The organism is Serratia sp. PL7 (assembly GCF_945957435.1).
Window position 1 is genome coordinate 1 of the sequence record NZ_CAMFLB010000055.1, and the last position, 14,473, is coordinate 14,473.

The 14,473-nt window shown below is 56.1% G+C and carries 17 protein-coding genes and 1 other annotated feature; of the genes, 9 read left to right on the plus strand and 8 right to left on the minus strand.

Translation table 11 applies throughout. From position 1 onward, the window contains the following. The 4 genes from rpsP to rplS all read left to right on the plus strand — a co-directional run. Positions 1-172 (plus strand): 30S ribosomal protein S16 (gene rpsP, locus N6G83_RS53345; protein WP_260524351.1); only part of this gene is annotated, 172 nt, incomplete at its 5' end. 18 nt (positions 173-190) lie between these two features. Further along, positions 191-739, plus strand: a complete 549-nt coding sequence (gene rimM / locus N6G83_RS53350; protein ID WP_151428282.1) for a ribosome maturation factor RimM — start codon at positions 191-193, stop codon at positions 737-739. Positions 740-791: 52 nt separating this feature from the next. Beyond that, positions 792-1,559: a tRNA (guanosine(37)-N1)-methyltransferase TrmD gene (trmD, locus tag N6G83_RS53355; protein ID WP_004932485.1), complete on the plus strand. Its 768-nt coding sequence runs from the start codon at positions 792-794 to the stop codon at positions 1,557-1,559. A 48-nt stretch (positions 1,560-1,607) separates the two neighbouring features. Then, positions 1,608-1,964 carry a 50S ribosomal protein L19 gene (gene rplS / locus N6G83_RS53360; protein ID WP_025301638.1) on the plus strand — a complete coding sequence of 119 codons (357 nt, stop codon included), beginning with the start codon at positions 1,608-1,610 and terminating at the stop codon, positions 1,962-1,964. A gap of 143 nt (positions 1,965-2,107) precedes the next feature. On the opposite strand, the gene N6G83_RS53365 is transcribed toward rplS, so the two are convergent. The 4 genes from N6G83_RS53365 to N6G83_RS53380 form a co-directional block, all read right to left on the minus strand. After that, entirely contained in the window at positions 2,108-2,335 is a 228-nt protein-coding gene (locus N6G83_RS53365; RefSeq protein WP_025301639.1) for an ogr/Delta-like zinc finger family protein, read from the minus strand. A gap of 63 nt (positions 2,336-2,398) precedes the next feature. Beyond that, positions 2,399-2,914, minus strand: coding sequence for a lysozyme (locus N6G83_RS53370; RefSeq protein ID WP_049208782.1), 516 nt, complete (start codon positions 2,912-2,914; stop codon positions 2,399-2,401). Then, positions 2,898-3,119 carry an HP1 family phage holin gene (locus N6G83_RS53375; RefSeq protein WP_025301641.1) on the minus strand — a complete coding sequence of 74 codons (222 nt, stop codon included), beginning with the start codon at positions 3,117-3,119 and terminating at the stop codon, positions 2,898-2,900. The genes N6G83_RS53370 and N6G83_RS53375 overlap by 17 nt, the downstream gene beginning before the upstream one ends. A gap of 249 nt (positions 3,120-3,368) precedes the next feature. After that, a complete protein-coding gene (locus tag N6G83_RS53380; RefSeq protein WP_025301642.1) occupies positions 3,369-4,133 on the minus strand; it encodes a YdiY family protein in 765 nt (254 codons plus the stop codon). 506 nt (positions 4,134-4,639) lie between these two features. Here N6G83_RS53380 and N6G83_RS53385 point away from each other — a divergent pair. Both N6G83_RS53385 and tyrA read left to right on the plus strand, forming a co-directional pair. After that, on the plus strand, positions 4,640-5,716 hold the full coding sequence (locus tag N6G83_RS53385; RefSeq protein WP_025301643.1) for a 3-deoxy-7-phosphoheptulonate synthase: 1,077 nt from the start codon (positions 4,640-4,642) through the stop codon (positions 5,714-5,716). Between the two features lie 3 nt (positions 5,717-5,719). Further along, the gene (tyrA, locus tag N6G83_RS53390) at positions 5,720-6,841 is read left to right on the plus strand and encodes a bifunctional chorismate mutase/prephenate dehydrogenase (protein WP_016929015.1); all 1,122 of its coding nucleotides are present in this window, start codon (positions 5,720-5,722) and stop codon (positions 6,839-6,841) included. Positions 6,842-6,896: 55 nt separating this feature from the next. On the opposite strand, the gene pheA is transcribed toward tyrA, so the two are convergent. The 4 genes from pheA to bamD form a co-directional block, all read right to left on the minus strand. Next, complete coding sequence (gene pheA / locus N6G83_RS53395; protein WP_025301644.1) at positions 6,897-8,054, minus strand: bifunctional chorismate mutase/prephenate dehydratase; 1,158 nt, start codon at positions 8,052-8,054, stop codon at positions 6,897-6,899. Between the two features lie 42 nt (positions 8,055-8,096). After that, positions 8,097-8,223: a sequence feature (Phe leader region), on the minus strand. Beyond that, positions 8,175-8,222 (minus strand): hypothetical protein, encoded by a 48-nt coding sequence (locus tag N6G83_RS53400; RefSeq protein ID WP_101428074.1) that lies wholly within the window; start codon positions 8,220-8,222, stop codon positions 8,175-8,177. Its footprint overlaps the feature before it by 48 nt. A 122-nt stretch (positions 8,224-8,345) precedes the next feature. Continuing rightward, entirely contained in the window at positions 8,346-8,687 is a 342-nt protein-coding gene (gene raiA, locus N6G83_RS53405) for a ribosome-associated translation inhibitor RaiA (RefSeq protein ID WP_004932457.1), read from the minus strand. Positions 8,688-8,999: 312 nt separating this feature from the next. Next, entirely contained in the window at positions 9,000-9,731 is a 732-nt protein-coding gene (bamD, locus tag N6G83_RS53410; protein WP_004932456.1) for an outer membrane protein assembly factor BamD, read from the minus strand. A 131-nt stretch (positions 9,732-9,862) separates the two neighbouring features. Here bamD and rluD point away from each other — a divergent pair, with 131 nt between their 5' ends. From rluD to clpB, 3 genes are all read left to right on the plus strand, one after another. After that, positions 9,863-10,840, plus strand: a complete 978-nt coding sequence (gene rluD, locus N6G83_RS53415) for a 23S rRNA pseudouridine(1911/1915/1917) synthase RluD (RefSeq protein WP_025301645.1) — start codon at positions 9,863-9,865, stop codon at positions 10,838-10,840. Further along, positions 10,840-11,571 carry a purine nucleoside phosphorylase YfiH gene (gene yfiH, locus N6G83_RS53420; RefSeq protein ID WP_025301646.1) on the plus strand — a complete coding sequence of 244 codons (732 nt, stop codon included), beginning with the start codon at positions 10,840-10,842 and terminating at the stop codon, positions 11,569-11,571. Before rluD ends, yfiH begins: the two co-directional genes overlap by 1 nt. Before the next feature lie 130 nt (positions 11,572-11,701). Continuing rightward, positions 11,702-14,275 (plus strand): ATP-dependent chaperone ClpB, encoded by a 2,574-nt coding sequence (gene clpB, locus N6G83_RS53425; RefSeq protein ID WP_025301647.1) that lies wholly within the window; start codon positions 11,702-11,704, stop codon positions 14,273-14,275. Positions 14,276-14,473 lie beyond the last annotated feature (198 nt).

Below are 14,473 nucleotides of genomic sequence, written 5' to 3' on the forward strand. Positions count from 1 at the left end.
CGCTCGTGATGGTCGTTTCATCGAGCGCGTTGGCTTCTTCAACCCGATCGCTTCCGGTCAGGCTGAAGCACTGCGTCTGGACCTGGACCGCATCGAGCACTGGGTTGGTCTGGGTGCAACCGTTTCTGATCGCGTTCACGCGCTGATCAAAGACGCTAAGAAAGCAGCTTAATCTGTCGCGGTGGTGGCAATGAGCAAGCAACTCAAACCGGTAGCGCCTAAGCAGCCGATTGTACTCGGTAAAATGGGGTCCGCTTACGGCATTCGTGGTTGGCTCAGAGTGTTTTCATCCACCGAGAACGCCGAAAGCATTTTTGACTATCAGCCGTGGTTTATCCAGCAGGCGGGTCAGTGGCAGCATATCGAGTTGGAAGACTGGAAGCGCCACAGTCAGGATCTGATCATCAAGGTCAAAGGCATTGACGATCGGGACGCGGCGAATCTGCTGACTAATCGCGAGATTATGGTGGATTCTGAGCAACTTCCTCCGCTGGAGGGTGACGATTACTACTGGAAAGACCTGATGGGCTGCCAGGTAGTCACCACCGCCGGCTACGAGCTGGGTAAAGTCATCGATATGATGGAAACCGGCTCGAACGATGTGATGGTTGTGAGAGCGAACCTGAAAGATGCGTTCGGCATGAAGGAGCGGTTGATTCCGTTTCTTCATGGGCAGGTTATCAAGAAAGTCGATCTCACTGCCCGCGTGATTGAGGCAGATTGGGATCCTGGTTTTTGACCCCCGGATCAAACGGTCGAAGCAAGTGGAATAACGGTAAGGGGATTGGCTTGTGTTCATCGGTATTGTAAGCCTGTTTCCTGAGATGTTCCGCGCTATCACCGATTACGGGGTGACTGGCCGGGCAGTAAAAAATGGCCTGCTGAGCGTGCAGTGTTGGAGTCCTCGCGACTTCACCTACGACCGGCATCGTACCGTGGACGATCGCCCTTACGGCGGCGGCCCGGGAATGCTGATGATGGTGCAACCTTTACGGGAAGCCATTCATGCGGCGAAAGCAGCGGCAGGCGAGGGAGCAAAGGTGATTTATCTGTCACCTCAGGGGCGCAAGCTGGATCAAACCGGCGTGTGCGAACTGGCGGCCAATCAGAAGATGATTCTGGTATGCGGCCGTTACGAAGGGATAGACGAGCGCGTAATCCAAACCGAAATTGACGAAGAATGGTCAATCGGCGATTACGTTCTCAGCGGCGGGGAACTGCCGGCAATGACCCTGATTGATTCAGTCGCCCGTTTCATACCGGGTGTGCTGGGCCATCAGGCCTCAGCGGAGGAAGACTCCTTCGCCGACGGATTGCTGGACTGCCCGCACTATACCCGCCCAGAGGTGTTGGAAGGGATGGAGGTACCGCCAGTTCTGCTGTCGGGTAACCATGCCGAGATACGTCGCTGGCGCTTAAAGCAGTCGCTGGGCCGAACCTGGCTTAGAAGACCTGAACTTCTAGAAAGCCTAGCTCTGACTGACGAGCAAGCGGTGTTGCTGGCTGAGTTCCAACGGGAACATCAGGCCAGGCAACAGGACTATGAAGGAAACGTCTGACAACAGACGGGACCGATATATCAGTTTACCTAGGGTAAGAGACATATTATGAGCAACATTATTAAGCAACTTGAACAAGAGCAGATGAAACAAGACGTACCTGCATTCCGTCCGGGTGATTCCGTGGAAGTGAAGGTATGGGTCGTTGAAGGTAGCAAAAAACGTCTGCAGGCATTCGAGGGCGTGGTTATCGCTATCCGTAACCGCGGTCTGCACTCTGCATTCACTGTTCGTAAGATTTCCAACGGCGAAGGTGTTGAGCGCGTATTCCAGACTCACTCCCCAGTAATCGACAGCATTGCTGTGAAACGTCGTGGTGCCGTTCGTAAAGCTAAACTGTACTACCTGCGTGAGCGTACTGGTAAGGCTGCTCGTATCAAAGAGCGTCTGAACCGCGTTGGCTAACGCTGCATCCAAAAGTTAATAGTTATCAGGGGTTGGTATTATGCCAACCCCTTTTTTTATCTTAAATCTCGACTGGTTACATTTGCGAGATTTCGTCTGCGCGCCGCCAACATAATAAAGCCTGCATAAGCAGGCTTTTTGCATTATAGCGCCGCGGCGCTTTGTTTATGCTGACTCTCCGGCGGGTGAGGCTGCGCCGGGATAATGTCATCGCCAGGTTTGACGATCACCCGCGCGACGGACTCGTGCGTGGCGAACGTGCAGCTGCAATTGATGTTGCGGCATTGATGGTAACGCTCTTTGGTCGACTCGCTCAGATAGCGGCTGGAGCGAGTGTGGGCCACGTGACCGCATAGTGGACAGTGCATCATAAGAACCCCCTTGAACAAATTAAGTGAAATTGTTGTGGCATCACCCTTTGGCGAGCGAACTCGTCATGATGAGGCAATCCCCTGCAAGCACAGTGCGCGTTCCATGGCGCGTCGCTGTTCCAGCCCCTTATTTTTCTTTCCGTTTACGTAAATCCAGCGTGGTAACTGATCGCAGGCCTGCCGCCACTGGCGCTGTTGCAGCAGCGCGACCAGCGTAGAGTGGCAGGCTGCGCCGACGCCCACATTGAAGGCGAAGGCGATCACTGCGTCATAGGTTTGTTGCGAGAGCGTATGCGGCAGGCAAGCGGCCATGCCGCGTTCGGTGCGGCGAACATCGTCTACCAAATCCACCGCGGCTTTGCGTTCATCTATCATCTTGTCTGGGATGACGCCGGCAGTGTGTCCAATGCCCTGTGTCCACACCCCGGCGCTACACTGGTAAGGCGACAGGCGGCAGCCTTCGAGATCGGCGATCAGCCTGAGGCCGGCTTCTGAGGTTTGCAGCTCGCCAAATGACGGCAATAGCACGGCGATGGCCAAAACGGTGGCGACGCTGCAGCGCTTAACGATTGCATTCATCGTAAATTTTCCTCCGTGATGCCGCATTGCGTTCAATAGCCTTCAAGATCTGCAGGCTTTTACGTCGGTAGTACCAGTTCACCAGAAACGTGCCGATGCCTACCGCCGCACCGACTAGAAAGGCAATGTCCTGCGGTGACAGCTTGCCGAGCCAGGCGAGAAACAACGCCATGGCGTAGGTGATGAATGAGGTGATTTTCTCCATAGCTTATGCTCGCTTTGTTTACAGTCTCTCGGGAGCTGTGGCGGCTATCGATGCGTTTCTGGCCACTCTCTATCGAAATCCATCATGCCTCGAGGCTGTATAATAATTACTGTATATGCATACAGTATTAAGCTATTTGCTAAAGTCGTCAATGGGTGGGGTGAATATTTTTAGCAGATTGTGCAAAAGAGGGCGGCAGGCATAAAAAAAGCCCATCAATGATGGGCTTTGAGAAATATTGGGGGGAAATTACAGGCCGTAGACCAGCGTGACCGAGGTCGTCGTGTCGGTGTTCTTCGGCGCCGAGGCCGGCGGTTTGCTGTTGTAGGTCACGGTGTAAGCCACGCGCAGCGAGAAGCGATCGTTGATCGCCACGTTCAACGCGCTTTCCGAGTTCAGCGTGGTTTCTTCGTTCGCCAGTGCGGAAACGCCCTGAATGAACTTGGTGTTGTCGGTCAGCTGATAGGAATAGTTGGCCGCGCCATAGGCCAACCCTTTGGTCGAGCGGCCGCCGCCATGGTATTCGTCATGGCGCACGCCGGGACCGAATTCCACCCGCAGATCGCTAAGCGGCCCGTTGAGGAGTTGACGGCCGTAGCCGCCGGTCAGCGTGGAGCGTGAGTCGTAACCGTTGAAACGGTCGCTCAGCCAGCTGGCCTGGCCGAACAGGTAGTTGCGATCGGTCAGGTTATAGCGCGTACGGCCACCGGCCTGGTATTTTTCGGACGAGCGCACGTTGGAGGAGGTGGTGTTGTTAGCCGCCCCCCACAGGCTGTACGCCGCGTCGCTGTTGAACCAGGTCATGTTGGTGTTGGCAAGCAGGGTGGAGCTCTGCGAGTTGCCTGACTGGGCGTTGTAGCCCGCCTGCACGTTGCCTTCGAATGGTTTCTTGGCGGTGGCCGGATCGTCCATCGCGGTGAAAAGCGTATTGTCGGCAAAGGCTGAAACACTGGTGAAAGTCGTTAAGCAGCAAATATACAGCGGAAAAGCGCGACGAGCGCGAGAAGAGAGCATCTTGGATCCAGTTGTTAAGGGTGGTTATTGTTGATGACGGTCACATTATATCGGTTCATTTCAGCGACAAAAATAGCCGCTATTAGCTTAAGTTTTTAATTTTTATTCCTCATTTATTCGCTTTTCTTCTACTGAAATTCATCGCTTTCGGCGGCATTTCGTGCTGAGTCTGACGGTATCCGCGCCTGCCCGTTCGTTGGCGCCGAGACGGGCGGCGTATCTTGATTGTAAAACAAGTTGTACATATATGTTTACGATGTAGGGCTTTCGCCGGGAAGGCGAATAGGTGCGTTTTGAGGCGCTTGTGAATTTATTATTTAATTGAATTTGTTTGTTTTTATTGTATTTTCTTGATGTGTTTATGCATGTTATCTCATAAGAGAAATTATGGTAATTTTTTATTTACGGAAATTGGATTGAAAACTTTACATATCGTGATAGGGTAGAGCCCTGAAACGCTCAATGTTCCATTTCAACGCATAACGCCAAACGACAGGAATAGCATCATGCAAAAAGACGCGCTCAATAACGTACACATCAGTGCAGAACAGGTTCTCATCACGCCGGAGGAGCTGAAGAACCAGTTCCCGCTCAGCGCCGACGACGAAAATGAAATCGCCACCGCGCGTAACACCATCGCCAACATTTTGCAGGGGCGCGATCATCGCCTGTTGGTCGTGTGTGGGCCTTGTTCGATCCACGATCCGGATGCGGCACTGGACTACGCTCGTCGTTTGAAAACCCTGGCGGCTGACTTGAGCGATCAGCTGTATATCGTTATGCGCGTTTATTTTGAAAAACCCAGAACCACTGTCGGCTGGAAAGGTTTGATCAACGATCCGTACATGGACGGTTCGTTTGACGTTGAAGCAGGCTTGCATATCGCGCGTCGCCTGTTGCTGGATCTGGTGGGCATGGGCTTGCCGTTGGCTACCGAAGCGTTGGATCCGAACAGCCCGCAGTACCTGGGGGACTTGTTCAGCTGGTCGGCGATCGGTGCGCGTACCACCGAATCGCAGACCCACCGTGAAATGGCTTCTGGCCTGTCGATGCCGGTCGGGTTCAAAAACGGCACCGACGGCAGCCTGGGTACCGCCATCAATGCCATGCGCGCCGCCGCTATGCCGCACCGCTTCGTCGGCATCAACCAGGCGGGCCAGGTTTGCTTGCTGCAGACTCAGGGCAATCCGGACGGGCACGTGATCCTGCGCGGCGGTAAAACCCCGAACTACAGCGCCGAGCACGTTGCGGCCTGTGAAAAACAGATGCTCGAGGCGGGACTCCATCCGTCCTTGATGATAGATTGCAGCCATGGCAACTCGAATAAAGACTATCGCCGTCAGCCGGCGGTGGCCGAGTCCGTGGTGGAGCAGATTAAAGCGGGTAACCGCTCGATTACCGGCATTATGCTGGAGAGCCATCTGCATGAGGGCAATCAGTCTTCCGAACAGCCGCGTGCTGACATGCGTTACGGCGTATCCGTCACCGACGCCTGCATCGACTGGGAGAGCACGGAAACGCTGCTGCGCCACATGCATCAGGAACTCGGCGCTGCGCTGAAGGCACGCACGGGAGAAAAGTAAGTTATGGTGGCAGAACTGACCGCGCTGCGCGATCAAATCGACGAGGTGGACAAAGCGTTGCTGGATCTGCTGGCGAAACGCCTGCATCTGGTAGCGGAAGTGGGGGAGGTGAAAAGCCGCCACGGTTTACCGGTTTATGTGCCGGAACGCGAGGCGGCGATGCTGGCCTCGCGCCGCCAGGAGGCGGAAAACCTCGGCGTGCCGCCGGATTTGATCGAGGACGTCTTGCGCCGTGTGATGCGCGAATCGTACGTCAGCGAGAACGATAAAGGTTTTAAAACTCTGTGCCCGCAGCTGCGGCCGATCGTCATCATCGGCGGCAACGGCCAGATGGGCCGGCTGTTCAACCGTCTGCTGACGCTGTCGGGTTATCAGGTCAGGGTATTGGATCAGGAAGATTGGCCGCAGGCGGAACAGCTGTTGGCCGACGCCGGTATGGTGATTGTCAGCGTACCGATCCATGTGACCGAGCAGGTGATAAGCCGCCTGCCGCCGTTGCCCGACGACTGCATTCTGGTGGATCTGGCGTCGGTGAAGAATCGTCCGCTGCATGCTATGTTGGCGGCGCACAGCGGCCCGGTGGTGGGGTTGCATCCGATGTTTGGTCCGGACGTGGGCAGCGTGGCGAAGCAGGTGGTGGTTTACTGCGATGGCCGCCAACCGGAGGCTTACCAATGGCTGCTTGAACAGCTGCAGGTGTGGGGGGCGCGGCTGCATCGTATCAGCGCGGTCGAACACGATCAGAATATGGCGTTTATTCAGGCGCTGCGGCACTTCGCCACCTTCGCCTACGGGCTGCACCTGGCGGAAGAGAACGTGCAACTGGAGCAGCTGCTGGCGCTCTCCTCGCCGATCTACCGGCTGGAGCTGGCGATGGTTGGCCGCCTGTTCGCGCAGGATCCGCAGCTGTACGCTGACATCATCATGTCGTCGGAAGAAAACGTGGCGCTGATTAAGCGTTACTACCAGCGCTTCGGCGAGGCGATCAAGCTGTTGGAGCATGGCGACAAACAGGCGTTTATCGATAGCTTCCGCAAGGTAGAGCATTGGTTCGGCGATTACGCCCAGCGCTTTCTGGTGGAGAGCCGCACGCTGTTGCGGCAGGCTAACGACAGCCGGCAGTGAAACGCGGGCAGTAAACGTAAAGGGTTCGGCCAAGCCGAACCCTTTTTTTATGGTTTCAGGATGGGTTGACCGGCACCACGGTGTCGCTCGGGTAACAGCCCAGCACCTTCAGCGAGCGGGTGATTGGCGTCAGATCGCGCAGCGCTTTTTGCATCGCCTCGGCGCGTAGGTTGGCCTGCACATCGATATAAAACATCTCTTCCCACGGATTGCCGTTGATCGGGCGTGACTCCAGCTTGGTCATGATTATGCCGTTGTCGCGTAGTACCAGCAGCGCTTCGACCAGTGCGCCGGATTGTTGGCCGGTCGCCATGATCAGCGTGGTTTTGGCCGGCACCTGTTCGGAGACGTCGATCGCTTTGCGCGCCAGGACGATAAAACGGGTGATGTTCTGCTGCTGGTTGGCGAGGTTATGTTCCAGCACCTGCAGCCCATACAGTGCGCCGCCGGCTTCGCTGCCCAGAGCAGCCACCTTCGGCGAATTCAGCTTGGCGACTTTCTCCATCGCGGCCGCTGTGCTTTCAGTGTATTCGATTTTCCAGTGCGGGAAGCGGTTCAGGAACTGGCTGCACTGCTGGAACGGTTGCGGGTGGCTGTAGACGGTTTCAATCTGGCTCAGATCGCTGTCGCCGGCAATCAGAACGCAGTGATTGATCGGGTTGGTCAGTTCGCCGACGATCGACAGGCTGGTGTGCTGCAGCAGATCGTACACCTCGTTAATCGACCCGGAGCTGGTGTTCTCGATAGGCAGAATCGCATAGTCCGCCTGGCCGGTTTCCACCTGGGTGAAGATATCCTGAAACTTCTGGCAGCCGCATTCGATCAGCTGATCGAAGTGGCGGGCAGCGTATTGGCGTGCTGCCAGATGTGAGTAAGAGCCTTTTGGGCCGAGGAAGGCGATGCGGGCGGAATGTTGGCTGACGGGGTTGAGCTGGTGCTGTAGCAACGCCTGCTGGGTCAGGACGGAATCTTCGATGATCAGTTGAAACAGGCGGGTGACGTAAAAGCCGTCCAGGTCGTAAGGCTTGGCGGCGGCGATCAGCGCATCCAGCAGATCGCGCTCGCGCTCTTTATCGCGGATCGGGCGATGAGAGTGCAGCTTGGTCTTGCCGACTTCGATCGCCAGCTCACGGCGTTCCGCCAGCAGGGCCAACAGTTTCAAGTCCAGTGCGCTGATGCGCTCGCGCAGCACCAATAACGGGTTGTCAGTCATAATCAGCTTCCGCCTTCAGTTCTTATTCGTTGTAAAACAGCCATAAAAAAAGCCTCCTGTTTCCAGGAGGCTTTGTTGTTCGTCTTCGCATTCTTTCTTACACGACGAAACGCCTCCCAGTCAGGGGAAGGTAAAAAAGAATGCGAAGAAAAACGGTGTGCGTGGCATGGTCTACCTAAGGTTAATGCGAACAGGTTTTAAAGTAACCGCTGGCTTTTACCCCGTCAACAAAAATACCCGACAAAAAACGCGCCCTCGGGCGCGTTTGATGCGGCAATCGCTGTCGGACGGTTATTCCTGCTCTTGCGTGACTTCCGGCACGATGTCTTTCACGCTGGCATTGCAGCGGCGCGCTTCGCCTTTATGCTGCACCTTGTTCAACTGGCGTTCCAGCTTGGCGATCAGCTCATTAACGGCGGTGTACATGTCATCATGTTTGGCGCTGGCGACCAGCGGGCCGTTAGGCGTGGTAATGGTAGCGTCGGCGACAAACCCCTGCGGTTCTTTAGATAAGACGATATGTGGGTTTATCAGCTGGGTCTGCCATTTTTCCAGTTTGGTGAGACGGTCTTCGACGTGATTGCGGATTGCGGGAGTGATATCCATTTGTTTGCTGGTAATGTTCAATGTCATATAACTTACCTCTCTGTCTTTCCGTCTTGGTGAACCCAGCATACCCCGCTTTTTGTTTAAATGCGTGATGTAAATCACGATTTTTTGTCACTTTTTGCAAAGTTAGTTCAATCTGTGATTCAGCATTTGAATTGGCTATCTAATGCTTGAGAGTTGCCGCCGGATGGCGCATTATCGATGAGTTGACCGGTGAGGAGCGCGAGCTAACACCGTGTTTTTACTTGTGTATTTTTCCAGTGAAAACCCGGTCGACGCCAATGAAAACGGCAGCCGAGGCTGCCGTTTTGTTTTTCTGCCGTTACCGACGCGCGCTTATTGCGGGTTGGCGGCGATCACTTTGGCCACTTTGTCAGCCTGGCCGTTCAGCTGCAGCTGCTTGTAGGCATTTTCCATCAGCGGCAACACGTCGTGCGTCGCTTTGGTATCCGGGAATTCACGCAACATCTGTTCGGCGCGATTAACGACCGCGACGTAAGCACCGCGTTTAGTGTAGTATTCCGCCACCGAAAGCTCATACTTGGCCAAGCGGTCTTTCAAATACACCAAACGCTTGTTGGCGTCGGTCGCGTATTGGCTGTTCGGGTATTGCTGAATCAACTGGCTGAAGTCGCGGAACGCAGCGCGAGCGTGCTGAGGATCGCGGTCAGAACGGTCAACCCCGAAGAAGCCCTGCAGCGCGCTGTCATCGAGCGCCATGTCGGTCAGGCCGCGCATGTACATCACGTAATCGATGTTCGGGTGCGTCGGGTTCAGACGCATGAAGCGATCGATGGATGCCTGAGCCATCGGCAAGTCGGCGGCCTTATAGTAGGCGTAAATCAAATCCAGCTGGACCTGCTGGGAATACGGCCCGAAAGGATAGCGGTTATCTAACGCTTCGAGTTGCGTAATCGCGCCCTTGAAGTTACCGTCCTGCAGTTTTTGCTGCGCGGTAGCATAGATTTCCGAAGGTGGGTTGTCGGGAACCGCATCCTTGGATGTGGAGCAACCTGCCAGCGCCAGGCTCAACGTGGCTGCCGCCACCAGATATTTCATACGCGTCATGACGTTTTGATTATCCTCAGGGTGTTATTCCGGGAGACTGTCCGTTAAGCTCCCGACAAAGACCAGGTACAATAGCACATTATATTAAACGGCATCGCCGTGAAAACCCAACGTTAACGAAGAAGCTGCATATGGCACAACAAGTACAACTCACCGCAACGGTGGCCGAATCTCAACTCGGACAACGTTTAGATCAGGCTTTGGCCGAATTGTTCCCTGATTATTCACGATCTCGCATAAAAGAGTGGATCCTGGGCGATCGGGTGAAGGTCAATGGCAAAACGTCAAACAAACCGAAAGAGAAGGTGCTGGGCGGAGAGACAGTCGCCATCGATGCACAGATTGAAGAAGAGGCGCGTTGGGAGCCACAGGATATCGCGCTGGATATTGTCTATGAAGACAGCGACATCCTGGTGATCAACAAGCCGCGCGATTTGGTGGTGCATCCCGGCGCCGGTAACCCGGATGGTACGGTGCTCAATGCGCTGTTGTATCACTACCCGGAAATTGCCGACGTGCCGCGTGCCGGCATCGTGCACCGTCTGGATAAAGACACCACCGGCCTGATGGTGGTGGCGAAAACCGTGCCGGCGCAAACCCGGCTGGTGGAGGCGCTGCAGGCGCGTGAAATCACCCGTGAATACGAAGCGGTGGCGATCGGTACCATGACCGCCGGCGGTACGGTAGAAGAGCCTATCGCGCGCCATTCCACCAAGCGTACCCACATGGCGGTGCACCCGATGGGTAAGCCGGCGGTAACGCACTACCGCATCATGGAACACTTCCGTGCGCATACTCGCCTGCGCCTGCGCCTGGAAACCGGCCGTACTCACCAGATCCGCGTGCACATGGCCTATATCAGCCATCCGCTGGTGGGCGATCCGCTGTACGGCGGCCGTCCACGTCCGCCGAAAGGTGCTTCGGAAGCCTTCATCAGCACGCTGCGCGGCTTTGACCGTCAGGCGCTGCACGCCACCATGCTGCGTTTGTATCATCCGATCAGCGGCATCCAGATGGAGTGGCATGCGCCGCTGCCGCAGGACATGGTTGATCTGATCAACGCGCTGAAGGCGGACACCGAAGAATTCAAAGATCAGATGGACTGGTAATGAGCTCGCTCATTCTGCCTGACTGGCCGTTGCCTCCCGGCGTTAAGGCCTGCAGTACCACGCGCGGCGGCGGCGTCAGCCTGCCGCCTTATGACTCGCTGAACCTCGGCACCCACGTCGGTGACGAGGAGCAAGCGGTGACACGCAATCGGGAACGATTGGTTATCGCCGCCGGTTTGCCGCAGATGCCGGTGTGGCTCGAGCAGGTGCACGGCACTCGCGTGGTGACGTTGACGGGGAAAGCACCTGCCGATTTGCGGGCGGATGCGGTGTACAGCAATGTGCCGGGGCAGGTGTGTGCCGTGATGACGGCGGATTGTCTGCCGGTGTTGTTCTGCTCGCAGCACGGTGACGAAGTGGCTGCCGCCCACGCCGGCTGGCGCGGATTGTGCCACGGCGTGCTGGAGCAAACCGTGGCGGCGTTCAGCGCCGCACCGAGCCAGATTAGCGCCTGGCTGGGGCCGGCGATCGGTCCGCAGCAGTTTGAGGTCGGGCCAGAGGTGCGGGCCGCTTTCATGGCGGAAGATGCTGAAGCTGCAGCGGCATTTACCCCGCACGGCGATAAGTTTTTGGCTAATATCTACCTGCTGGCTCGCCAACGCTTGTTGCGTGCAGGCGTTCAGGCCATCTATGGTGGCGATCGCTGCACGGTTAACGAAACGAGCCATTTTTTCTCCTATCGACGCGACGGAATAACCGGACGTCTGGCAAGTTTAATCTGGCTGATATAACCTATTGAATTAGGACGATCCAACGACGCATGGCGTTGTACCGAAAATTTAGCGTCGAGATAACCTTGAAAATTTGAGGGATGACCTCATTTAATCTCCAGTAGCAATTTCGACCCATCTTGGAGGTGTTATGCGTCTGGATCGTCTTACCAACAAATTCCAGCTTGCCCTCGCCGATGCCCAGTCACTAGCCCTTGGGCACGACAACCAGTTTATTGAACCGCTACATCTGATGAGCGCCCTGCTTAATCAGGAAGGGGGCACGGTTCGTCCACTATTAACTTCCGCAGGTATCGATGCCGGGCGTGTGCGCACCGAGATCGAACAGGCGCTGTCCCGTTTACCGCAGGTAGAAGGCACCGGTGGCGACGTTCAACCGTCCCATGAGCTGGTGCGCGTCCTGAACCTGTGCGACAAGCTGGCGCAGAAGCGCGCGGACAAATTCATTTCTTCCGAGCTGTTTGTGCTTGCGGTGCTGGAAGATCGCGGCTCGTTGACCGACTTGTTGAAAGCGGCCGGCGCGACGGCCGACAAAATCAGCAAAGCCATTGAACAAATGAGAGGCGGTGACAGCGTGGAAGATCAAGGCGCCGAAGACCAACGGCAAGCATTGAAGAAATACACTATCGATCTGACCGAGCGCGCCGAGCAGGGCAAGCTTGATCCGGTGATCGGCCGTGACGAAGAGATCCGCCGCACCATCCAGGTGCTGCAACGTCGTACCAAAAACAACCCGGTGCTGATCGGCGAGCCTGGCGTGGGTAAAACCGCCATCGTCGAAGGCCTGGCGCAGCGCATCATCAACGGCGAAGTGCCGGAAGGGCTGAAGCACAAGCGCGTATTGTCCCTCGATATGGGCGCCTTGATCGCCGGGGCCAAATATCGCGGCGAGTTTGAAGAGCGTCTGAAAGGCGTGCTCAACGATCTGGCCAAGCAGGAAGGCAGCGTTATCCTGTTTATCGACGAATTGCACACCATGGTCGGCGCCGGTAAGGCGGATGGCGCGATGGATGCAGGCAACATGCTGAAGCCGGCGCTGGCGCGCGGCGAGCTGCACTGCGTTGGCGCGACTACGCTCGACGAGTATCGTCAATATATAGAGAAGGATGCGGCGCTCGAACGTCGTTTCCAGAAAGTGTATGTGGCGGAGCCGAGCGTGGAAGACACCATCGCTATCCTGCGCGGCCTGAAAGAGCGTTATGAACTGCACCACCACGTGCAAATCACCGACCCGGCCATCGTGGCGGCGGCAACGCTTTCGCACCGTTATATCGCCGATCGTCAATTGCCGGACAAGGCTATTGACCTTATCGACGAAGCGGCGTCCAGCATCCGTATGCAGATGGACTCCAAGCCGGAGTCGCTCGACAGGCTTGAGCGCCGCATCATCCAATTGAAGCTGGAACAGCAGGCGCTGAATAAAGAGTCTGACGACGCCAGCAAGAAACGCCTGGACATGCTCAGCGATGAGCTGGGGCAGAAAGAGCGCGAATATTCTGAGCTGGAAGAAGAGTGGAAAGCGGAAAAAGCGTCGCTCTCCGGCACCCAGAACATCAAGGCTGAACTCGAGCAGGCCAAAATCACCCTGGAGCAGGCGCGCCGCGTCGGCGATCTGGGGCGGATGTCGGAACTGCAGTACGGCAAGATCCCTGAGCTGGAGAAACAGCTCGCCGCCGCTACGCAGGCCGAAGGCAAGAGCATGAAGCTGTTGCGTAACCGGGTGACCGATGCGGAGATTGCTGAAGTGCTGGCGCGTGCCACCGGGATCCCGGTGGCCAGAATGCTGGAAGGTGAGCGCGACAAGCTGCTGCGCCTGGAGCAAGAACTGCATTCGCGAGTGATTGGCCAAGACGAAGCGGTCAGCGCGGTCTCCAATGCGATCCGCCGCAGCCGTGCGGGGCTGTCCGATCCTAATCGGCCGATCGGTTCGTTCCTGTTCCTCGGCCCGACCGGGGTGGGGAAAACCGAGCTCTGCAAGGCACTGGCTTCGTTCCTGTTCGACAGCGACGACGCTATGGTGCGTATCGATATGTCCGAGTTTATGGAGAAACACTCCGTGTCGCGTCTGGTCGGTGCGCCTCCAGGTTATGTCGGTTATGAAGAGGGCGGCTACCTGACGGAAGCCGTACGTCGCCGGCCTTATTCGGTGATTCTGCTGGATGAAGTCGAGAAAGCGCATCCGGACGTGTTCAATATTCTGTTGCAGGTGTTGGATGACGGCCGCCTGACCGATGGTCAAGGCCGTACCGTCGATTTCCGCAATACTGTGGTGATCATGACGTCCAACCTGGGGTCCGATCTGATCCAGGAGCATTTCGGTCAGATGAACTACGCGCAGATGAAAGAGTCGGTGATGGAGATGGTGAGTCACCACTTCCGTCCGGAGTTCATCAACCGTATCGACGAAGTGGTGGTGTTCCACCCGCTGGGCGAGAAACACATTGCCGCGATCGCCAAGATTCAGCTGTCGCGTCTGTACAAGCGTTTGGAAGAGCGCGGTTACGAAGTGACCATGACCGAACCGGCCCTGGCTCTGTTGAGCAAAACCGGTTACGACCCTGTGTATGGTGCGCGTCCGTTGAAGCGTGCTATTCAGCAGGAGATCGAGAACCCGCTGGCGCAGCAAATCCTGTCTGGCAAGCTGATCCCCGGCAAGCTGGTAACGCTGGATGTGGAAAACGACCATATCGTTGCCCGACAATAACGGCAATTAAGCGTAATAAAGATGAAAGGGAGCGGGTGACCGCTCCCTTTTCTTTACCTTCGTTTGTCCCTGTTTACAGGGTTTGCCGCTATTACTGTGTTAAAACCGGTATTTTCTGACTAATAAACATCCTAAAAAGGCGTTTTTGGTGATTATTTGAACGCTTGAAAAGTTTTTTGCATTTAGGGGTTGCGGCCC